Origin of the sequence: Methanocalculus sp., assembly GCF_029762515.1 — an archaeon.
In the GTDB taxonomy this organism is placed as follows: domain Archaea; phylum Halobacteriota; class Methanomicrobia; order Methanomicrobiales; family Methanocorpusculaceae; genus Methanocalculus.
In genome coordinates, this window is sequence record NZ_JARVGN010000525.1 from 1 (window position 1) to 1303 (window position 1303).

At 57.8% G+C, this 1303-nt stretch carries 1 protein-coding gene; it reads left to right on the forward strand.

Going from position 1 to position 1303, the window contains the following annotated elements:
- Positions 1–1281 (forward strand): DEAD/DEAH box helicase (locus tag QCH34_RS12830; RefSeq protein WP_300334708.1); only part of this gene is annotated, 1281 nt, incomplete at its 5' end.
- Positions 1282–1303 lie beyond the last annotated feature (22 nt).

Below are 1303 nucleotides of genomic sequence, written 5' to 3' on the forward strand. Positions count from 1 at the left end.
CTTGAAGGGCGGGGACGTCTCCTCTTCCTGGTGCCGCTGGTTGCACTGGCAAACCAGAAGTACGAGCGGTTCTCCGAGACATACAAAAACCTGGCAAGCGTCTCCATCTCAACCGGCGTCTCCCGGCTGAACCTCCCCGAGACACGATCCCCTGCACGGCGGGATGCGGGATCGGATATCATCATCGGGACCTATGAAGGGGTCGACAATATCCTGAGAAGAGGGCGGCAGCTTCGGAATATCGGGACTGTGGTGATCGATGAGGTGCAGATGCTCGAAGATCCGGAGCGTGGCCACCGCCTTGACGGGATGATCGCCCGCCTGAAGCAGATCGCCCCGAAGACGCAGTTCATCTATCTCTCGGCAACAATCGGTGCACCCCATCTCCTTGCAAAGAAACTGAATGCGAACCTGGTCACCTATGCAGAACGGCCGGTTTCACTTGATCGCCATCTCCTCTTCGTTGAACGGGAAGCGAAGATCCCAACAACCAAGCGTCTGATCTTCGAGGAGTTTGGGAAGACCTCTTCCAAAGGATTCAAAGGGCAGACGATCGTCTTCACAAACGCACGATCCCGCTGCCACCAGATCGCCGATGCAATCGGCCCGCGTGCAGCCCCCTACCATGCCGGACTCACGGCACAGGAACGGAGAGATATCGAGTCCCGGTTCACTAAAGGTAAACTCGCCGCAGTCGTCACAACAGCCGCCCTTGCAGCGGGTGTTGATTTTCCTGCATCACAGGTGATCTTTGATGCCCTGGCAATGGGGATCGAATGGCTGACGGTACAGGAGTTCCACCAGATGATCGGAAGAGCCGGCCGGCCCGACTTCCATGATGCAGGGCGTGTCGTGATCCTGGCTGAGCCCGGCGGATCATATTCGCGTGAGTCGAAGGCGACCGAGGAGGAGGTGGCGATCAACCTCCTCAGGGGCGTGATGGAGGAGGTCGCACCCGTCTACGGGATGGAGGAGAGCAGTGAAGAATATGCGGCTAATGCCGTTGTCGCCCGCGGTATAGAGCAGGATCTTGAGTCCATGAACGAGCGGATGGTTGGAACCCTCGAGGATGCCATCCCCGAGATGGAGAAGTACAAACTGATCCATCGAAAAGGCGGGGTGATCGAGCTCTCGCCATTTGGCAGGGTGATGGCAGAGCACTTCATCGGAGTCGAACGGCTGAAGCGGATACGCAGCCTTGTCCGGGAAGAGGATGATCCCCTGATGATCCTCGCGGATCTCGAGTGCAGGACAGACGAGGATGAGCAGAAGGGGAGGTAAGACCTCTCTTCCATATGATCCT